Below are 16176 nucleotides of genomic sequence, written 5' to 3' on the forward strand. Positions count from 1 at the left end.
AAAATTAGCATTTTAACTCCTACATAATTCATGCAGCACCGATAGGATTTCTTTGTCATTTACTTACACCGATAAGCCTTACCCTCTAAAGTATGTTTATCGACTAAATGTGTTTTAGGATTACCACTAAAAGTTGATTTATCTTTTGTAATAACTAACGTATCGCCTCCTAACTCGGCGGTATTATTTTTCAAAGTATTTAATTCGTCCTGATAAAGATGCTCATGGGATTGATAAGATTGACTAACGCCATTCACATCATAGGCAACCACTTTGCCCAAATCGGAGCAATGCTTCATATTGTTGCTCGGTGGAGCAACCCTGATATGCTGTGCTTCAGGCAATAAAGGTACATTTTTACTGCAACCAACGAATCCAAGAACTAGAAAAGGTACGACATAGCGGCTTATGGTGTTCATTTACTCTTTTCCCCTCTACATTTAAAATTGTTCTAATTGACTCTGGCCATTAGGGCACAATTTTCTTGGAAAAAATAGCTTTTTCCAAGAAAACCACTGCCTTTAACAGTAATAGTAAAACCAATCTTACTGAATGCATAATAGACTTAACCATACTGATTTAATTATTATTGGCAGCTTGAACGGGATCGGTGGAAAAAACCTACTTGCGTGTATTGACACATCAGATAATTTTTTACTCCATTTATTCTGTTGCTGCGGGATTCTTAGTCGTCCATTATAATTTTTTATTGAAAATTGATAAATGAGCTGTGCCTAAAAAATACAACCCGTTCTTAAATAATAAGGTCACCTAAAAACATGCGCTGCCTTCAAACTTTATATAAATTGATGTCTTCCTTTAAATGTTTGGCAATATCATCCAAATTATGAATAAATGCCATCATCTCTTTAATGCCGCTTGAAAAGGTTGAAGTGGTACGATTAATTTCATTCATACTTTCAACAATTTGTTCAATACCTACAGCTTCCTGCCGTATAGCCACCTCGATGTGTTGACTGGAAATAGATGCTTCATGAATCATTTGGCTGAGCGCTTGAATGACTTGGCCTGCTTTTTCGATAAGTTGTGTTCCTGAATCAAGAGTTTTTGTTCCTTCTTCCGTAACGGTAACGGCTTTTTCTGTAGTTCGTCGGATGTCCTCAAGAATTTTTTGTACTTGTACTGTCGATTGTTCTGATTGTTCGGCAAGATGTCTTACTTCATTAGCTACTGCAGCAAAACCTTTTCCTGCCTCACCTGCTTTTGATGCTTCAATTGAAGCATTCAATGCCAGCATTTTTGATTGTTGGGCCAAAGTATTGACCACCGATGTGATGTCGCCAATTTGTTGGGTGTGATTACTTAGATCAAGAATGGTTTGCGCAATAAGCTTCATTTTTTCTTCTGAATCTTTGAATCCTTGAATACTTTTCTGGACCGACTCTCTACCTCGTTTTCCTTGTTCATAGGTATTTTTAGCCACTTCTTTCAGCGCTTGTGCTTTGGTCATCGTTTCTTTTGAGCTTTTATCAATTTCTTCCAGCGAAGCACTGATTTCATTAATTGCAGTTGCTTGGGAGGTAATACTTTCTGCTTGTTGATTAGCAGACGTAATGACCGTCCCAACCATAGTTACGATATTATTACTTACTTTGGTGATTTTTTGGGTAATAGATGCCAAACCATTGGTCATCGAATTTAAATCGTTACCCAGCTCGTGTAAAATACCTTCTTTATCAACTTCAAGACGCTCTCGAAGATCTCCTGCAGCAACTTTACTGCTGTATTCTCTAAATTTTTTCGATGCATTAACGAGTTTTTCAAATAATTCTCGAGATTCTTCTTCTTTAGTACGAAGAATTTCTTCATTTTTTCTAATGGCTTCTTGCATGGCTTTGAGCGATAGAAGCAATTTACCTAATTTGCCTGCCGATTGAATTTGGATCACGACATCACGCTCTCCTGCAGCAATTCGTTCGGCTATATCAATCGCTTTATCTACTGGAATTGCTATAGCTCGTTGGGTTGTGTAAGGCACAACAAGGGTTAAAACAATGGCTAAAATGAGTAGCCAAAAGGCTGATTTTTTTAAGGAAATTAGGCTGTTATCTATTGTATTTACATTCTTTTCTATTTCACGTGCTAAGTCGCTGAATAATCCACCAGTTCTTTTGCCGGTCTCTTCATAATAAGGACCATCAATGATATTGATCATTGATTTTTCAAAAGCTCTTGTCTTATTTCTGCTGTTTTCTACATTATCTGGATTATTCGGGTCTCGAGAAGCATTGAGTACTGACGCTTGAGCTTGATAAAAAGGCAAATATAATTCTTGTAGCTTGCTCCACTCATGCCGTAGTTTTGGATCATCTAATTTGCGTATGACTCGATCCCACTGATCTCTAACATGAGTGATTTCATTCCAGATATGAGCAAAATAAACTTTATCCTTTGGATCTCCAGTCATTGCCCAATGTTCAAGAATGTCCTGAGCTTGATAAATTTGACTATCAAGGATTGGTGGTAAATTTTCACTATGAATTTTATGTGTGAGATCAATCACATCATTTACTTTAGGTAATAACAGCATAATTAATATCAATAAAGGCAAACTAAGAGCCATAAATCCAATCAGCAATCGGGCCCCTATACTGATTACAAAACCTTGTTTCTTGGTCGCAGTTTCCATGAACGACTCCTATTCCATCTTAATTCTTAAAGATTAGCAGTAATGATGGTTTAATCCGAAGCTCATCAAAGAGCAGTTCTTATTAGAAACCTAATGGCTTGAAAAACTACAAAGACCCTCTTTATCCAGAGTTTTCTTATGTTCCGTTTGTAAGGTCGTATGCCCAATATCAAATTGAGAGAATAAAATGCTCTGAACGCTCACTCTTATAGCTCCCTCTTCTACAAAGGGAGTAATGACAAGATGCGCTGTGAGGCTAATTTTGTCACTGGTAATCGCCCAAATATGCAGGTCATGTACATCCAAAACACCCTCAACAGCCATCATGTGGTTTTTAATTATCTCCAGATCCACTCCAGCTGGCACACCTTCAAGAAGAATATTCACTGTTTCTTTTAATAAAACCCAGGTGCGTGGCAATACCCACAAACCGATTAATACTGCCACAGCAGAATCGACCCAACTCCACTCTAAAAAGCGAATTATAAGTGCGGCAACAATAACCCCTAAAGAGCCCAACATATCACTCCACACCTCAAGATAAGCGCTTTTAAGGTTTAAGCTTTTATCTTTTTCTTGGGAAAGAAGGTACATAGACGCTATATTAACAACCAAACCAAGACTGGCAATGAGGAGCATTCCTAAGGAATAAATTTCAGGAGGTTGTTTGAGTCGCTGATAGGCCTCAAACAAAATATAAAGGGCCACTAAAAAAAGAAGGACCGCATTAAATGCAGCCGCTAAAATTTCAAATCGATTATAACCAAACGTGCGACGCGCATCGGCAGGACGTTTACTAATACGAATCGCAATTAGAGCAATAATAAGAGCGGTAACGTCCGTTAGCATATGTGCGGCATCAGAAATTAATGCAAGGCTTCCTGTGATAATGCCACCAGCGACCTCGGCAATTAAAAAGCTTCCCGTGAGCAAAAGAGCGAACCACAGTAACTGCTCTTTTGAGTATTTTTTTAAATCATGAGGTACATCCTTACTCATTATTGCTCCTCATCAGCACCAGCTAATTTAATTTAAATGAAACACCATGTAAGAAAATCGCGGCAAGGATAAGAAAAGTAATAAAAGCGGTGTAAAAATGGATGGTTTTCTTAGTTTTTCTGAACCACCAGATAAGACCAATCAATACAATAATTGCAATACCTAAAGAACTTAAAAACCATCCATTAGTAAACATTTATGTTTTCCTATTTAGTCGTTCTTAGGTTGGTGGTCATGACCACCATCGCCACCAAATCCTCCCTCATAGCTAACCTCAGGATGAGCTGGAGCAGGTGTTGTTTTAGGAGTGCAGGCAGTCAAGCCCAAACCCAATAAACCGATTAATACAATTATTTTAAATCCATTAGTATTCATTATTTCTCCTTAACAGCCAATCAAAATAACTTGAAACTACTTACATCGTAACATACTGAATAACAGAAGATAAATGCATCTTATCTTCTCCATTTTATGTTTGCACGCCACCTTTAAAAAAATTCATTTTTTAATATTTTTTAGAAAATAAAGCAACTGTACTGCATCCTTCTTGGATATGGGTTTTTTAAAATAAGTAGCGCTCTCATGAGACGGGTTTTCCTGATTATGGCTAGAAGTTAAAATGATTATGGGCGTATGGTTGTTTAATACCGAATTTTTTTGTATCTGGTCAATCAGCTCATAGCAATTTAAATTTTTATCCACTAAGATAAAATCATAAACTCTCATGAAAGCCAACTCTCTTGCCGATTCATCATCCCCTGCCATATCCACCAAATGCTTCAACTCTAATAAATGCATACGAATGAGAATACGAATTCCTAATGAGGATTCCACCACTAAAAAACGCAATGGATGAGCGCTATATTGTTCATTTTCAACCCAATCATTCATCATGCAACCTCTTTCGTGACAAACCCACCAAGACTCTCATTATCCCTTCATTTCCTGATACTCCGAATGCCCTTTATGGGAATTAAGTAAGCGCAGCCCATTCGCAACAACAATTAGACTCGCACCCATATCAGCAAATACCGCCATCCATAACGTTGCTAATCCTCCCAGGGCCAGAATGAAAAACACCCCTTTAATTGCAAGGGACAAAGTAATATTTTGGCGAAGAATACGCGCCGTTCTTCGGCTTAAATCAATGTATAAAGGAAGCATGGCTAAATTATCATTCATTAACGCAACATCTGCGGTTTCTAAAGCCGTATCGGTACCTTTGCCCATCGCAAAACTAATCGTAGCTTTTGCAAGTGCTGGTGCATCATTGATTCCATCACCCACCATTCCCACCGTTTTATACTGTTCCAAAAGCCGATTAATTGCTTGTAATTTTTCAGTAGGCAAAACATTCGCCTGCACTTCATCAATCCCCAGCACTTTGGCAATGGCTTTAGCCGTCAGGGCATTATCACCGGTTAACATCGCTGTTTTAAGTCCTTGTTGATGCAAGGTGTCAATTGCCCATTTACTCGTAGCACGAAGCGTATCGGCCACTGCAAAAACGGCTAAAACCACCGCTGAATTACTCAAAATGACTGTTGTTTTTCCTTCCTCTTCCAAACGCTTAAGTTCCTGCTCTACAGCAAGAGAGCACACCTTATTATCTTCTGCCAGTTGATGATTTCCAACGTAATACAATCCTTGACTAATAATTCCTTGCACCCCGCGGCCAGGAAGTGCTGAAAATTGCTCTACCTCAAGCAAAGACTCATTAGGTTGATTTTGCCGCCAGTATTCAACCAAAGCATGAGCCACTGGATGTTCCGAATGACTATCAAGACTTGCAGCAAGGACTAATAAGGACTCTTTCGATTGTTGTTTATCATAAACGATAAAATCAGTCACTACAGGTTTTCCCTCTGTTAAGGTGCCTGTTTTATCCAGAGCAATTAATTTAAGCTGGTGCCCCATTTCTAAATAGCTGCCTCCTTTGATAAGAAGACCATGTTGTGCCGATGAAGCCAATCCGCTGACTACCGTTACCGGTGTAGAGATGACCAAAGCACAAGGGCAAGCAATAACCAATAACGTTAAGGCTTTATATATCCAGTCATAAAAAGGATAACCAAACACCAACGGGGGAATAAGTGCAATAACCAGTGCAATCAAGACCATAATTGGGGTGTAGTATTTGGCAAACTCATCGACAAAACGTTGCGTTGGCGCCCGCTCACTTTGTGCCTGCTCAATGGCTTTACCAATTTTAGCAAGCAATGTATCACCCGAAGCCTTAGTGACTTTAACCTCAAAGGCACCGTGCTCATTTAAAGTCCCTGCAAACACGTCATCACCTACTTGCTTGCTCACTGGCATGGATTCCCCTGTAATCGGGGCTTGATTGACCGTACTTTGTCCCGATATCAACACCCCATCCAGTGGGATGCGCTCACCGGGTTTTACTTTAAATACCGCACCAACGGCTACCTCTTCTACAGGCAAAGTCTGCCATTGACCATTATCCATTTTAATCCGAGCCACCACTGGTGCAATTTGCATGAGACTGCGAATGGCAAGGCGGGCTTTATCTAAAGAATAACGTTCGATTCGCTCAGCAAGAGCAAATAAAACAGTGACCATCGCGGCTTCCGGCCAGGCCCCTATAATCATGGCCCCGGTGATTGCAATTAACATCAGGCTATTAATGTTCATGGCCTTAGTACGCAGCGCGATTAAACCCTTCTTAAAAGTAGAGGGACCACTTAAGGTAATGGCAAGCAGAGCGGGAAGAATGACCCAAATAAATTGCTCTTTAGTAATGAAATAAGCAGTTAACTCAGAGCAAAGCGCTAAAAAGCCTGCCAAAGCTAGCAATGGCCATGACGAATCAACTTGCTTCTTCTCTTCTTTTGCAGAGGAGGTGCTGCCTTGAACCCGAACACTCATGCCTAACGCTTCAATTTGTTTTTGCAACACATCAATAGCTGGAAGACGATGGTGCACGGTCACTTCCTCAGCAATGAAATTAAAATCCATCTGCGCCACTTCAGGAATCACTTTTAATTGGCGCCTGATTAATTGCTCTTCAGCCGGACAATCAAGGCCTGCAACAAAAAAAGTAGTTAAAGTTAGAGGCTTTGTCATAATGAGCTCCCACATTGGCCGCAAAAATTTGCCCCTGCAGTAATAGTGGCACCACAACTGCATTGAGTATTCTCAAGACCGCTGCCACATTGACTACAAAATCGTGCCCCAGGAGCTAGAGAGCTCTTGCAGCGCGGGCAACTCAATCCTCTTGATTCAGGATTGGTTGAGTAATTATTCTGTTGGCTTATTTGACCATGATGAGAGCGGCGATATCCGCCATGATGGCCGCCAAGACTTCCAAGCATTCGTTTTAGAAAACTCATGTTAATTCTCCATTTCTTCAGTAAAGTGCTTGAGCATGTCCTCTAAAATACAACGCACATGCGCATCATAAATAGTGTAATAAATATGTTTTCCCTCTCTATTTGCTAAAAGAAGACGTGCAGAACGTAATAGACTTAAATGATGGCTCGCCAATGGCACCGAAAGTTGCAGTTGTTCCGCCAGCTCTGAAACTGATTTTGGACCATCCAAACACGCGATAAGAAGCTTTAAACGATTGGGCTCACCCATCAAATGCAAGATATCGCTTAAAGTGATGATTTGGTCTTGAGTTAGCATAGTTAATTAAACAGTTAAATAAGTATTTAACTATTAGTGTAGCTCATTCACAGAAGTTGTCAAAACACTATCCGTGTCCTTTGCTCAAAAGAGCTATAATTAAATGAATTTATTTTTATACAAGGAAGAAGAATGACGCCCCTTCTTTCAAATCACAGTCTTCTTATCATCTTAGGATTTGTTTTTTTATGGGGCTAATTTTGATTATCCTGGCAAAAGGAAGCTCCGGCCATAAAATGAAATTTATAACACACTTGGGATTTTATCTTTCTCTTGCTGCCGCACTTATCTTTGCTATAGTGTTCTTTATGGATGTCTTTCCACTTACTTTAAAATGACAATTACTCATATTGTTACAGTTCCATCAAAGAAATCACTCATCTTTGCCTGATTTTTTAATTAGTGATTTCTTGTGCCGCTCATGAAACAGGTAATACAAACCGGGTAAGACTAAGAGTGTTAGAAAAGTGGATGAGATAATGCCACCTATGACCACGGTCGCCAAGGGACGTTGTACTTCAGAGCCCGTGCCCGTAGCCAAAGCCATCGGTACAAACCCCAAAGAGGCCACTAAAGCAGTCATGAGTACCGGACGAAGCCTCGCCAGAGAGCCTTGTAGCACCGCATCTTTTAAGTACATTTTTTTCTGTTCATGCAGTTTATTAATAAAGGTAATCATGACCAGGCCATTAAGAACTGCCACCCCTGACAACGCAATAAACCCAACACCTGCTGAAATGGACAAGGGAATCCCTCGAAGCCACAGTGCAAATACCCCACCAGTTAACGCCAAAGGAATGCCACTAAACACTAAGAGCGCATCTCGTACTCGACCAAAACTCATAAACAACAATAAGAAAATGCCCAATAGTGTGATAGGAACAACGATTTGTAGCCGTTGAGAGGCTGATTGCAACTGCTCAAACTGACCACCCCAGGTTACCCAGTAGCCACTGGGAATTTTGACACTCTGGTCAATCCGTTGCTTGGCTTCATTCACAAATGAGCTTAAATCCCGATTGCGAACGTTAGCACTGACCACCACACGCCGTTTACCACTTTCCCGACTGATTTGATTGGGGCTTTCACTGCGCACCATTTTGGCTACTTCACTCAACGGAATAAAATGTCGTTCGCCATCTTTAGCCTGTGGCAACGGAATAAATACTTGGCGTAGTACATTAGGGTTTGTACGTAACTCTTCAGGCAAGCGCACCACTAAATCAAAACGCTTGTCTCCCTCAAAGAGCTCGCCACCTTTTTTGCCGCCTGTGGCAATGACAATGGCATCTTGAACCGTGCCAATTTGTAAGCCGTAGCGTGCCAAAGCATCGCGATTGATTTCAACGGTTAGTAGCGGTAAACCACTGACTTGCTCTACTTTTACATCAGCAGCACCAGGCACTTTTTTTAATTGAGCACTGATGGCTTCAGCTACTTCGAGCAATGTATTCATGTCATCACCAAATACTTTCACCGCGACATCACTACGCACCCCTGAAATTAATTCATTAAAGCGCATCTGAATGGGCTGAGTAAATTCATAGTTATTCCCTGGAATTTGCTTTACTGCCGCCTCGATTTCTTGTACTAGTTGCTGTTTGCTTTTTTTAGGATTCGGCCAATCCTTCCGAGGCTTTAACATAATAAACGTGTCAGCGACATTGGGCGGCATAGGATCAGTGGCCACCTCCGCAGTCCCCAGTTTTGCAAAAACTCGTTTGACTTCGGGAAACTGGCTTACTCGCTCTTCCACTAAGTGCTGCATGGTAATGGCTTGTGTTAAACTGGTGCCAGGAATTCGCATCGCGTGCATGGCAATGTCGCCTTCATCAAGACTTGGAATAAATTCCCCGCCCAAACGAAATGCGAGCAAGAGACTAATCCCTACCAAAGCAACTGCACCTCCTATCACCAACCTTCTGGCATGAAAACAGCGGCGCAAGGCTTTTGCATAAACAAGTGAGAGGTAGTGTACCAACCAATTTTCTTTTTCTTGTACACGTCCACCTAAAAAAATGGCAACGGCAGCTGGAACAAAAGTCAGAGCAAAGAGCATGGAAGCAAGCAGCGCGGTAATAACCGTTTGCGCCATCGGCAAAAACATTTTCCCCTCAACCCCTGTGAGCGTTAAAATCGGTAAATAAACCACCGTGATAATAAAGACACCAAAGATACTAGGCCGAATCACCTCCGTTGTGGCATAAGCTATGACTTTCAAGCGCTCTTCTAAATTTAAAACACGATGCAAAGCATGCTGTTGTTCACCCAAATGCTTAATGCAGTTTTCAACAATAATGACCGCACCATCGACAATCAAACCAAAATCAAGAGCGCCTAAGCTCATCAAATTGGCACTGATTTTATTAGATACCATCCCTGTAATGGTAAGCAACATGGATAAAGGAATCACCATCGCGGTAATCAGTGCTGCGCGAATGTTACCTAAAAACAAGAACAAAATAACACAAACAAGCAATGCCCCTTCAATCAGGTTTTTCTTCACCGTATTAATGGTAGCGTTCACAAGCAAGGTTCGGTTATAGACCGTGACTGCTTCAATACCATCTGGCAATGATTTATTAATAACTTTCATTTGGGCCGCGACTCGTTCAGACACCGTGCGGCTGTTCTCGCCCATAAGCATAAATACTGTGCCTAAAACGACTTCTTTACTGTTCTCTGTTGCTGCTCCTGTTCGTAGCTCCTTGCCTAAAGCCACTTCTGCAATATCACGAATTCGGATAGGTGTTCCTTCAAAGCTTGCAATAACAATGTTCTCAATATCGGTGATGTTTTGCACCTGCCCTGGTACGCGAATTAAGTTCTGCTCGCCATTGGTTTCAATATATCCCGCACCCACATTGGCATTATTGCGTTCTAATGCCTCAACCACGTTGTTTAAGCTTAACCCATACCGAACCAGTTTCATGGGATCTGGAGTGATGTGAAATTGTTTTTCATAACCCCCAATGGTGTTTACTTCAGCCACTCCCTCCACATTACGCAGTTGTGGCTTGATAATCCAATCTTGAACGGTACGCAGTTCCGTTGGATTGTAACGCTGACTTACTGGTACATTTGCCTTGTTAGTGACCGTGTACATAAAAATCTCACCAAGCCCTGTAGAGATTGGGCCTAAGGTGGTTTCTACTCCTGGAGGAAGCTTGTCTTTTACTTCCTGCAAGCGCTCATTAATTAATTGACGCGCAAAATAAATGTTCGTTCCATCTTTAAAGACCACCGTGACTTGCGACAGTCCATAACGTGATAAAGAACGAGTGTAATCCAGATTAGGCAACCCGCTCATAGCCAGTTCAATAGGAAAAGTAATTCGTTGCTCCACCTCAAAGGGTGAATAGCCAGAGGCTTGAGTATTGATTTGCACTTGCACGTTGGTGATGTCAGGTACCGCATCAATAGGCAAACGTTGAAAATTATACACACCATAAAGAGCAATGATTGTCGTAAATAATAAGACAAACCATCGATGCTTTAGGGAAAAACGAATTATTTTTTCAAGCATTACCAATCCTTAGTGCTCGTGGCTCGCGCCATCCTTACCTAATTCTGCTTTCATAAAAAAGCTGTTATTACTGACATAGCGCTGGCCTGCATCAAGCCCCGAAACTACTTCGACCCACTCATCATCCCTTTGGCCTAAAATAACAGGCGTTGCCTCAAAATAATCTCCTTGCTGGATAAAAATTACCTCTTTCTCATCCATGCGCTGAATAGCCGACAAAAGTATGGCAACTGGAACCGTTTTTTCTTTAATGGTAATTGCGGCATTAATGTACATCCCAGGCAACCAAACACGAGGCTCATTAGAAAGAACTGCTCGTGCGAGCGTTGTTTGACTGTCTTCAATGCCTAAGGGCGCAATGTAAAAAATGGTGCTGATGGATTTTGGTGTTCCTTCATCTCCAGTTACCACCACACTCATGCCTTGTTTTACTAAAGGCACCTCTTTACGATACAAGGTAAAATCGGCCCACACAGTAGCCAAATTAGCCACTTCATAAATAGGTTTGGTGTTTTGCGCAAGCTCCCCATTGGTTGCGTATTTTTGCACGATGGTTCCGCTCATGGGGGCATTAATTGTATAATTTTGTAAACTTTCGTTACTCTCAATCGTAACTAATACGTCCCCTTTGGTGACTTCATCGCCTAAATTTTTAGTCATTGATTTAATAATGCCTGAATAGCGTGCATAGATGGGGGCTAAGGTATCTCGATTGGGAGCAATTTTGCCTACGACTTTAAGTTGTGTTTTAATTGTTTGGCTTTGTGCCTTAGCCGTTTGAATGTCTGCCGCTTTCAGAATGGCTGGCGCCATTTTAATGCGGCCTTCATAAGTCGCATAATGCCAGGCATAACGTTTATCCTGGAATTCTAATTGAATGCTCACATCAAAAGAATGAGGCTCTTCAATCGCCTCAACGCTTTGTAAAAAATTCTCGACAGGAGTGAACGCAATTGCTTCTTTTTTATCACCAAATCGCTTTAACTGAACGGTCAATTGCGCTTTCCCAGGCGCGATAGGCTCACCATTCTTATACAAATAAGCGCGAAAATGCGGTGGCATACCTCGTTCAAAAATTAAAAACTCAAGGGCTATATCTCCATCCTTAAACAAACGCCCACCTTGCGGACCCTTTTCCATGGTTTCTTGATGATTTTTTTCTTCATCGCCATGGGATTCTTCATTTGCTGCCCATAACGAAAAGGAACTTAACCCCAATAACAGAATTATAAAGGGCATGCAGGATAGGAATGGCTTTAAAACTCTCATTTACTCTCCTTAGAAGGCGCTAATCCTAAAAGCCCGGTCAGTTGAATTAAGGCTTTATGATAATCAGCATGAGCTTGTTGGTAATGACGCTCTTCTTCATACAACGAATTAAGGGCTGTAGATAATTCAATGTACGTATAACGTCCCATTTGGTAGCCGTCTTGTGCCAATTTGATTGATTTACGGGCCAAAGGTAATAATGAATTCGTCACCAAGCTTGCCTCATAATGACTTTGTTCGGCTTGTAGAAAAGCCCCATAGACATTTTGACGCACATCAAGGCGTGTACCTTGAAGCTCATGAGCCGTTTGGGTGTATTGTGCCTCAGCGGTTATGATTTTGCCTTGATTTCTATTGTAAACAGGCACTTCTGCAAAAGCAGAAGCCACTGCGGCATTACTGCCATCATCAGAGAAATGACGACCGCCTAATTGAATGTTTAAATCCGGCCACACAGATTTTTTAACTGCAGTAATAGTTGCACGCTTGGCGTGTAATTGCTGTTGAAGCTGCACTAACTGAGGGCTTTGCGGTAATTTTCTAAGTAACACAGCCCAGTTCAATGTCACTCCAGGAAGACCTTTATCCACCAATTGTCTATCAACTCGTAACCCATCACCTAATAGACGCGCCAATTTCGCACGCTGAAATAAAGCATCCCGTGCGGCTTTATTTTCTTGAATACGCGCTTCGCCTAAGCGCACCTGGGCCAAACGTAAGTCTAATTCCGCTCCTGCGCCTGCCTTAACTCGACGCTCGATTGCGCTTACGATGTCTTGATTGAGGCGAATAAGTTTTTGGGTTACTTGATGCCATTGACCTGCATAAAGTGCATCCACATAGGCCACACCAACTGCCACATAAAGTATCGCTTTTTGCACTTGAATTTGGGCAAGAGAAGCTAAGTAGTCTGCATAGGTTGCTTTTTTCAGATACTGTAACCGATTCCCCAAAGGGATGGGCTGGGTCACTGATGCCGTAGTTTCTGCCGCTTCATAACTCGAATAACTTCCCGAGCCGCCAAAGTTTTCTGCGGTTAAAGTCACTTGAGGATTGGGATAAAGCCCACTTTGGATAAAAAAACCGCGCATGGCTTGTGCTTTATCTATTTCGGCTTGTAATTCGGGATTATTGCGATAAGCAATGCCCAGGGCTTGTTTGAATGTCAAAGGGGTGGCCGCGAGCGCCTCACTCGCTACAAGGCTCATTGCACTCCATATAACATAATAAAATAAATTACGCATTCCCTACCCTATCAAATCCTTTTCAAACCTTATCGTTCAGTGTACCTTGATTTTGGGCCTCGATACACCCTATTGCTAAAAAAACCAGAAAATCATAGCATTAAGTCACTGAAATGATTACCAAACTGGTATACACTGATCTTTATAATCCATTAACTTGTTTATCCTATGTACCTACGATTATTATTTGTTTTTTTAATAATCTTGACTGCCGAACTGAAGGCTCAGTCATTAACTATTGGAATAGTGGCGTATGACCCGCCGTTTTCAATGAATGCCGACAAAAATCATTTCTTTGGGTTTGACATTGAGCTCATAACGGAGCTCTGCAAGCAAATTAAAGCTCAGTGTCAATTGAAATCCATGCTGTTTGACGAGCTGTTTACAGAATTAAAAGCGAGTAAAATTGACTTGGGCATAGCGGCAATTACCATCACCAACGAACGGCAGAAAACCTTTCTCTTTAGTCTTCCCTATCTGGCCAGTGCAGCACGTTTTATGACCATAAAAAACGACTCAATTACATCTCTTGAACAACTCAACAATAGATCAATAGGCATTATCAGAGGCTCTCTCTTCAAACAACTCATTACTCAGAAATTTAAAACCAATAGGGTTAGAGAATATCCTTCAACCAATCAACTCATCACTGCCTTAAATCAACAGGAAGTGGATGCCCTGCTGATGGATGATTTTTCGGCTGATTATTGGATAGCTAATAATAACACCTTGTTTAAAGGATTAGGCAAACCCTTCCCCGTCGGCATCGGTTATGGAATCATGGCCAAAATGGATTCTAAGATGCTAATGAACCAAATCAATCAAGCCTTAAAACATATTGAAAAAAATGGATTCTATTTGTCTTTATATCAAAAATATTTTCACACCATACCCATGCATTAATATATATCACTAACGGTTATCTTAATGTCACTGTTTTAATTTAATTTGGCTTAATAGTGTCCGTGACCATGACCATGCGGGTGATACCCACTAAATACTCGCTTAGGCTGTTGATTGTTTTTTGAATCTTCTTTATTAATAGAAGAAGCGCAGGAAGCCAACAAAAACATTAAAGAAATGAGCATCAATACATATGAGGTTACTAAACTAGATTTTTTCATCATTCGCATCCTTAGAATAACTCACTTGCTGTTATTTTTTAATATCATTATTATGGATGAAATAAAAGTAAATTGTACTCCTTTCGTTTTATATTCATTCAATATAAAACACGGAGTTAAATTGATGAAATTTTATTCCCGTCAACACCGCACAGGAGGCCAATATGAAAAAAGAGGTTTTTATTTCAATCTGTGGCGGCCTTATTTTTTCTTTAGCCACACAAACAATTCTGGCCGATGAAATTCCCAGACACACCTTACCTATGTCTGAAATTTTGAAAATTCTGCAGACTCGGGGTTATAGCGCGATAAGAGAGGTTGAATTTGATGATGGTTTATATGAGGTGGAAGCCTTGATGAGAAAGGGATTCAGCTTATTCTTCGAATGAACCCCAATACAGGGGACTTTATCAACACCAATTTAAAAACCACGAAATACCCCATCTCAATGCTTGAAGCGGCCCAGAGAATTGAAGACGCGGACTATCATACTATTTTCAAAATTGAAGCGCACGGCAGTCAGTATGAGGCAAAGGCCCTTGGTAAAGAGGATAAAAAAATTAAATTACGCATCGATGCTAATTCTGGCAAAATATATACCCGTGATCTTTGAAGATGCTTGCTTTTTTGATCGAGAGAGATCAAGCTATGCAGATGAAAAGAATCAAACTGACTGCCTTAGAAAAAGAGCGTCTTGAAATGCGACACGAAGAGACCAATGACGGTAAAGAGCGTGATCGTATCAAAGCAGTATTGCTTCGCTGTGAGGGTTGGACAGTCCCAATGATATCTCAGGCGCTGCGGAAACATGAGAGCACAATCATCCGGCATCTGAATGATTACCGGGAGTCTAAATTAAAACCTGCAAATGGTGGTTCGGAAAGCCGATTGGATGAGGAAATGACAGCGGAGCTGATTGCCCACCTAGAGCAACACACCTACCATCAAGTACAAGACATTGCTGATTACATTTACGCTCGCTGGTCAATAAAATATAGTGTACCTGGTCTTAATAAATGGCTGCATCGTAATGGTTTCAGTTATAAGAAACCGAAAGGTGTGCCACACAAAGCTGATAGCATGTTGCAGAAGAATTTCATTAAGAAATATCGGCGGCTCAAAACAGTCTCTGGGGGTAACGAGCCCATATTATTCATGGATTCTGTTCATCCCAGCCAAGCAACTAAGCTGAGTTATGGTTGGATTAGGACAGGTGAAACAAAACAAGTAGCAACCACTGCTTCTCGAACAAGAATGAACTTGATTGGGGCTATCAAATTAAACGATTTAGCCTCTAGCATTGTTCGGCAGTATGACACGATTAATGCCGAATCAATCATCGAGTATCTGCGCATCATACGAAAAGAATATCAATCTGATAAACGTATCCACTTGATATTAGATAGAGCAGGTTATCACTGTGCCAAGGACGTAAAAAAAGAAGCGAAAAAACTCAAAATCAAACTCCATTATTTACCGGCTTATAGTCCAAATTTGAACCCCATAGAGCGCTTGTGGAAATTAATGAATGAAAAAGTTAGAAATAACCGATTCTTTAAAAGTGCTAAGGATTTTAAACAGGCTATTTGGGATTTCTTTGACAATATCCTGCCGAATATTGCCAACTCTCTTAGTGATAGAATCAATGACAACTTTGAGATCTTAAAACTCGCATCTTGAGGTTTCTTGGGTATATATCCTTGAATAAGAGAA

At 40.9% G+C, this 16176-nt stretch carries 17 protein-coding genes; 4 read left to right on the plus strand and 13 right to left on the minus strand.

Annotated elements, in window-relative coordinates; translation table 11 throughout:
- Window positions 1-59: 59 nt before the first annotated feature.
- The 12 genes from LOX96_RS08140 to LOX96_RS08195 form a co-directional block, all read right to left on the minus strand.
- Window positions 60-419 (minus strand): DUF4156 domain-containing protein, encoded by a 360-nt coding sequence (locus LOX96_RS08140; RefSeq protein WP_058478590.1) that lies wholly within the window; start codon window positions 417-419, stop codon window positions 60-62.
- A gap of 371 nt (window positions 420-790) precedes the next feature.
- Complete coding sequence (locus tag LOX96_RS08145) at window positions 791-2650, minus strand: methyl-accepting chemotaxis protein (protein WP_058478591.1); 1860 nt, start codon at window positions 2648-2650, stop codon at window positions 791-793.
- A 90-nt stretch (window positions 2651-2740) separates the two neighbouring features.
- Window positions 2741-3649 carry a cation diffusion facilitator family transporter gene (locus tag LOX96_RS08150; RefSeq protein ID WP_058478592.1) on the minus strand — a complete coding sequence of 303 codons (909 nt, stop codon included), beginning with the start codon at window positions 3647-3649 and terminating at the stop codon, window positions 2741-2743.
- A 22-nt stretch (window positions 3650-3671) separates the two neighbouring features.
- Window positions 3672-3845 carry a hypothetical protein gene (locus LOX96_RS08155; RefSeq protein ID WP_165481736.1) on the minus strand — a complete coding sequence of 58 codons (174 nt, stop codon included), beginning with the start codon at window positions 3843-3845 and terminating at the stop codon, window positions 3672-3674.
- Window positions 3846-3859: 14 nt separating this feature from the next.
- On the minus strand, window positions 3860-4024 hold the full coding sequence (locus LOX96_RS08160; protein WP_165481737.1) for a hypothetical protein: 165 nt from the start codon (window positions 4022-4024) through the stop codon (window positions 3860-3862).
- Window positions 4025-4147: 123 nt separating this feature from the next.
- Window positions 4148-4543: a response regulator gene (locus LOX96_RS08165; protein WP_230849075.1), complete on the minus strand. Its 396-nt coding sequence runs from the start codon at window positions 4541-4543 to the stop codon at window positions 4148-4150.
- A 36-nt stretch (window positions 4544-4579) separates the two neighbouring features.
- Complete coding sequence (locus LOX96_RS08170; RefSeq protein WP_058478593.1) at window positions 4580-6736, minus strand: heavy metal translocating P-type ATPase; 2157 nt, start codon at window positions 6734-6736, stop codon at window positions 4580-4582.
- Window positions 6733-7002 (minus strand): zinc ribbon domain-containing protein, encoded by a 270-nt coding sequence (locus LOX96_RS08175; RefSeq protein WP_058478594.1) that lies wholly within the window; start codon window positions 7000-7002, stop codon window positions 6733-6735. The genes LOX96_RS08170 and LOX96_RS08175 overlap by 4 nt, the downstream gene beginning before the upstream one ends.
- Before the next feature lies 1 nt (window position 7003).
- On the minus strand, window positions 7004-7300 hold the full coding sequence (locus tag LOX96_RS08180) for an ArsR/SmtB family transcription factor (protein WP_058478595.1): 297 nt from the start codon (window positions 7298-7300) through the stop codon (window positions 7004-7006).
- Between the two features lie 373 nt (window positions 7301-7673).
- Window positions 7674-10826: an efflux RND transporter permease subunit gene (locus tag LOX96_RS08185; RefSeq protein ID WP_058478596.1), complete on the minus strand. Its 3153-nt coding sequence runs from the start codon at window positions 10824-10826 to the stop codon at window positions 7674-7676.
- 9 nt (window positions 10827-10835) lie between these two features.
- Complete coding sequence (locus LOX96_RS08190; RefSeq protein ID WP_058478597.1) at window positions 10836-12095, minus strand: efflux RND transporter periplasmic adaptor subunit; 1260 nt, start codon at window positions 12093-12095, stop codon at window positions 10836-10838.
- The gene (locus LOX96_RS08195) at window positions 12092-13303 is read right to left on the minus strand and encodes a TolC family protein (RefSeq protein ID WP_375152885.1); all 1212 of its coding nucleotides are present in this window, start codon (window positions 13301-13303) and stop codon (window positions 12092-12094) included. Before LOX96_RS08195 ends, LOX96_RS08190 begins: the two co-directional genes overlap by 4 nt.
- Before the next feature lie 204 nt (window positions 13304-13507).
- On the opposite strand from LOX96_RS08195, the gene LOX96_RS08200 reads away from it, so the two are divergent.
- Complete coding sequence (locus tag LOX96_RS08200; RefSeq protein ID WP_065235622.1) at window positions 13508-14242, plus strand: transporter substrate-binding domain-containing protein; 735 nt, start codon at window positions 13508-13510, stop codon at window positions 14240-14242.
- Between the two features lie 50 nt (window positions 14243-14292).
- Here LOX96_RS08200 and LOX96_RS08205 read toward each other — a convergent pair whose 3' ends face one another.
- Window positions 14293-14466 (minus strand): hypothetical protein, encoded by a 174-nt coding sequence (locus tag LOX96_RS08205; protein WP_155522664.1) that lies wholly within the window; start codon window positions 14464-14466, stop codon window positions 14293-14295.
- A 161-nt stretch (window positions 14467-14627) separates the two neighbouring features.
- Here LOX96_RS08205 and LOX96_RS08210 point away from each other — a divergent pair, with 161 nt between their 5' ends.
- The 3 genes from LOX96_RS08210 to LOX96_RS08220 are packed head-to-tail and all read left to right on the plus strand — an operon-like array spanning window position 14628 to window position 16143.
- Window positions 14628-14852 carry a PepSY domain-containing protein gene (locus tag LOX96_RS08210; protein ID WP_230849077.1) on the plus strand — a complete coding sequence of 75 codons (225 nt, stop codon included), beginning with the start codon at window positions 14628-14630 and terminating at the stop codon, window positions 14850-14852.
- Entirely contained in the window at window positions 14849-15076 is a 228-nt protein-coding gene (locus LOX96_RS08215) for a PepSY domain-containing protein (protein ID WP_250421106.1), read from the plus strand. Before LOX96_RS08210 ends, LOX96_RS08215 begins: the two co-directional genes overlap by 4 nt.
- Window positions 15077-15111: 35 nt before the next feature.
- On the plus strand, window positions 15112-16143 hold the full coding sequence (locus LOX96_RS08220) for an IS630 family transposase (RefSeq protein ID WP_250421105.1): 1032 nt from the start codon (window positions 15112-15114) through the stop codon (window positions 16141-16143).
- Window positions 16144-16176: the final 33 nt, after the last annotated feature.

The organism is Legionella maioricensis (assembly GCF_023618015.1).
Classification (GTDB): Bacteria; Pseudomonadota; Gammaproteobacteria; order Legionellales; family Legionellaceae; genus Legionella; species Legionella maioricensis.

What these genes read in the sequence shown, in the direction of transcription:
- LOX96_RS08140 (WP_058478590.1), bottom strand. Translation starts at nt 419, where the DNA reads ATGAACACCATAAGCCGCTATGTCGTACCTTTTCTAGTTCTTGGATTC.
- LOX96_RS08145 (WP_058478591.1), bottom strand. Translation starts at nt 2,650, where the DNA reads ATGGAAACTGCGACCAAGAAACAAGGTTTTGTAATCAGTATAGGGGCC.
- LOX96_RS08150 (WP_058478592.1), bottom strand. Translation starts at nt 3,649, where the DNA reads ATGAGTAAGGATGTACCTCATGATTTAAAAAAATACTCAAAAGAGCAG.
- LOX96_RS08155 (WP_165481736.1), bottom strand. Translation starts at nt 3,845, where the DNA reads ATGTTTACTAATGGATGGTTTTTAAGTTCTTTAGGTATTGCAATTATT.
- LOX96_RS08160 (WP_165481737.1), bottom strand. Translation starts at nt 4,024, where the DNA reads ATGAATACTAATGGATTTAAAATAATTGTATTAATCGGTTTATTGGGT.
- LOX96_RS08165 (WP_230849075.1), bottom strand. Translation starts at nt 4,543, where the DNA reads ATGATGAATGATTGGGTTGAAAATGAACAATATAGCGCTCATCCATTG.
- LOX96_RS08170 (WP_058478593.1), bottom strand. Translation starts at nt 6,736, where the DNA reads ATGACAAAGCCTCTAACTTTAACTACTTTTTTTGTTGCAGGCCTTGAT.
- LOX96_RS08175 (WP_058478594.1), bottom strand. Translation starts at nt 7,002, where the DNA reads ATGAGTTTTCTAAAACGAATGCTTGGAAGTCTTGGCGGCCATCATGGC.
- LOX96_RS08180 (WP_058478595.1), bottom strand. Translation starts at nt 7,300, where the DNA reads ATGCTAACTCAAGACCAAATCATCACTTTAAGCGATATCTTGCATTTG.
- LOX96_RS08185 (WP_058478596.1), bottom strand. Translation starts at nt 10,826, where the DNA reads ATGCTTGAAAAAATAATTCGTTTTTCCCTAAAGCATCGATGGTTTGTC.
- LOX96_RS08190 (WP_058478597.1), bottom strand. Translation starts at nt 12,095, where the DNA reads ATGAGAGTTTTAAAGCCATTCCTATCCTGCATGCCCTTTATAATTCTG.
- LOX96_RS08195 (WP_375152885.1), bottom strand. Translation starts at nt 13,303, where the DNA reads ATGAGCCTTGTAGCGAGTGAGGCGCTCGCGGCCACCCCTTTGACATTC.
- LOX96_RS08200 (WP_065235622.1), top strand. Translation starts at nt 13,508, where the DNA reads ATGTACCTACGATTATTATTTGTTTTTTTAATAATCTTGACTGCCGAA.
- LOX96_RS08205 (WP_155522664.1), bottom strand. Translation starts at nt 14,466, where the DNA reads ATGATGAAAAAATCTAGTTTAGTAACCTCATATGTATTGATGCTCATT.
- LOX96_RS08210 (WP_230849077.1), top strand. Translation starts at nt 14,628, where the DNA reads ATGAAAAAAGAGGTTTTTATTTCAATCTGTGGCGGCCTTATTTTTTCT.
- LOX96_RS08215 (WP_250421106.1), top strand. Translation starts at nt 14,849, where the DNA reads ATGAACCCCAATACAGGGGACTTTATCAACACCAATTTAAAAACCACG.
- LOX96_RS08220 (WP_250421105.1), top strand. Translation starts at nt 15,112, where the DNA reads ATGCAGATGAAAAGAATCAAACTGACTGCCTTAGAAAAAGAGCGTCTT.